Origin of the sequence: Mesorhizobium sp., assembly GCF_005063415.1 — a bacterium.
Lineage (GTDB): Bacteria > Pseudomonadota > Alphaproteobacteria > Rhizobiales > Rhizobiaceae > Mesorhizobium.
In genome coordinates, this window is the sequence record NZ_SUEG01000079.1 from 302 (window position 1) to 2,704 (window position 2,403).

The 2,403-nt window shown below is 64.8% G+C and carries 4 protein-coding genes and 1 pseudogene; 4 read left to right on the forward strand and 1 reads right to left on the reverse strand.

The window, feature by feature from the left end; all coding sequences use genetic code 11:
* The 3 genes and pseudogenes from E5W70_RS20055 to E5W70_RS20065 all read left to right on the forward strand — a co-directional run.
* Positions 1 to 127 (forward strand): annotated as a pseudogene (locus E5W70_RS20055) (8-oxo-dGTP diphosphatase MutT); the annotation flags it as partial.
* 126 nt (positions 128 to 253) lie between these two features.
* Positions 254 to 559 carry a hypothetical protein gene (locus E5W70_RS20060; RefSeq protein WP_292661328.1) on the forward strand — a complete coding sequence of 102 codons (306 nt, stop codon included), beginning with the start codon at positions 254 to 256 and terminating at the stop codon, positions 557 to 559.
* 109 nt (positions 560 to 668) lie between these two features.
* Positions 669 to 848: a Flp family type IVb pilin gene (locus E5W70_RS20065; protein WP_292661331.1), complete on the forward strand. Its 180-nt coding sequence runs from the start codon at positions 669 to 671 to the stop codon at positions 846 to 848.
* Positions 849 to 899: 51 nt separating this feature from the next.
* On the opposite strand, the gene E5W70_RS20070 is transcribed toward E5W70_RS20065, so the two are convergent.
* Positions 900 to 1,772, reverse strand: a complete 873-nt coding sequence (locus E5W70_RS20070) for a methyltransferase domain-containing protein (RefSeq protein WP_292661333.1) — start codon at positions 1,770 to 1,772, stop codon at positions 900 to 902.
* Positions 1,773 to 1,826: 54 nt separating this feature from the next.
* Between E5W70_RS20070 and E5W70_RS20075 the strand changes: the two genes are divergently transcribed.
* Positions 1,827 to 2,403, forward strand: a 577-nt coding sequence (locus E5W70_RS20075) for a ComF family protein (RefSeq protein WP_292661335.1), incomplete at its 3' end; no start/stop codon positions are given.

The following is a 2,403-nucleotide window of genomic DNA, read 5'->3' on the forward strand; positions in this document are numbered from 1 at the left end:
CTTCCGTGGCATTGCCCAGCCGAAGGAAGGCCAGGTGCTGAAATGGGTGCGGCCGCGCCAGATGCGCGATTTTCCAATGCCGCCGGCCGATGCCCCGCTGATCCAATTCCTCATCGATCTGCTGTAACGGCCGACCTCCCGTAAACCGGGCAGCTCCGCAACGCGATATCCGCAGCGTTAATGAAAGATTTATCTGGCCGTGAAAAATTGACGCAAAGCGGTTACGCCGATTCCACCGCTGGGAGCGATTTGCATGAGCCTCGACAAGGACTGGGACTCGCCTTGGCCCGATCGCCTTCCTGGCGCTGCCAATGCCGGCATGGGAATATTGCGCATCGCCCTTTTGTTCGGCTCGGCCGCGGTGGCTCTGGCCTTGATCGCGACGCCCTACCTCGACAGCCGGACCCGTTCGCAGTTTGCCCGCAACGGGCTTGATACGATGAGCACCGGTTCGATCGGCCAGCGCGACAGCTACACGCTACGCAAGAGCGTGCTGCAGCCGCTGCCCAGTTCGGTCTGCGTTATACGGGCCGATGGCAGAAGCAGCGGCGACTGCTGACGTCCTCAACGGATCTCTGGAATGCAGCTGTTTCACCGCCCGTTAAGCCTGTCGCGTTAACCTTTCTTAACGGGTCGGCGCTAGGTTCGGGCAAGAGGGATGGGCGCCCATGAAAATCTTGCTGCAACGATTTTTAGAAGACGAGAGGGGTGCGACGGCTATCGAATATGGTTTGATCGTTGCCGTGCTGTCGCTTGCCATTGTCACTGGCATCGGCCGGGCTGCCGGTGCGATCCAGTGGCTGTTCAGCGACAACAGCAGCAAGCTTGCCAACGCTTTTGCGCAGTGACCCGCCTAGTTTTTGTGTGGGATACGCTTAGCTTTTGCGCAGGGATTCCGCTCAGGGGCCGCCGGGGTTTTCCAGGATTGTCTTCAGCGATATTTTTGCGGAGCCCGGCTTCAGCGGCTTTTGCTGAGAGGCATCGGGCGCCCAGCCTGACATCCAGACCACCGAGAAACTCGCCCTGACGCGGCCATCGGCATCCGAAAACCGCTCCGCATAGATTTCGGCGGCGCGCGCGAACAGCGCTCGCGTGCCCGGCCGCCTGCTGCGATCGACAAGCGCGCTGGTCTCGCCCATGGCGCGCAGGTCGGCGACCAGGCCAAATAGCGAATCGTAGCGCACCGTGATCGTCTCGACGTCGGCAACCGGCAGTGCCAGGCCGGCGCGCTGCAGCAGCGCCCCGGCGTCGCGGACGTCGGTGAACGGGATCACACGCGGGCTGGCGCCGCCATAGAGCTCGGTCTCGGCGGCAAGCAGGCTTTCGCGCAGTTCGGAGAGCGTGCCTGTGCCGGCGAAGGCGCCGAGGAAAAGCCCGTCCGGCTTCAGCGCCCGGCGGACCTGCACCAGCATGCCGGGAATGTCGTTCATCGCCTGCAGCGACAGCAGCGACACTGCTAGGTCGAGACTTTCCGGCTCGAATGGCACGGTTTCCAACGGCGCCAACAGTCCTGGCTGGCCGCCCAGGAAAGCGGCGTCGGCCTCGACGCGCACGTTTTCCGTCACCTTGCCGCTTTCGGCGAGCACCTCTGCTGCTGCCGGCGTCTGGCAAAACAACGAGGCCGCCTTGCCGAACCTGCGTTCGACGGCGCCGAGCCGGTCGGCAAGATCCTCGGCCGCCCGCCGCATGAGGAAATCCGCGCCGGCGATGGGACGGGTCAGTGCCCGGCGCTTGTGCGCCAGCCAGAGCGAGGTGTCGATTACAGGCTGCAATGGGCAGGTCCTTGTGCTTCGCTCTCTGATATAGTGATGCGGAGGACCAACCACGTGGCCGATCCCATGCCAGAGATCAAGCGTATTGCGATCAAGAGCATTGCCCGCAAGGCATTGGGCTGGCCGGCGCGCCTCTTGTTCCCGCCGGTCTGCGCCGGCTGCCGCCGCCATGTCTCTCAGCCCGGCGTGCTGTGCGGCGCTTGCTGGCCGAAACTCAGGTTGCTGGAACGGCCATGGTGCCCCGTGATGGGCACGCCGTTCACCCACAATATGGGTGAGGGTTTCCTGTCGGCGGAGGCGATAGCCGACCCGCCGCCGTTCGAGCGCGCGCGGGCGGCGGTCGCCTATTCCGGCGTTGCCCGCCAGATGGTGCAAGGGCTGAAATACCAGGACCGCACCGATCTGGCGCCGTGGATGGCGCGCTGGATGCTTCGCGCCGGTGCCGAGCTCATCGCCGAGGCCGACGTGGTCGTGCCGGTGCCGCTGCACTGGCGGCGTTTTTTCAGGCGGCAGTTCAACCAGTCGGCGGAACTGGCGCGGGCGGTGGCGCAGCTCGGGGGGCGGCCTTTCGCGCCATCAGCCATCAAGCGCGTCAAACTCACGCGCCAGCAGGTCGGGCTGGAGCGGCGGG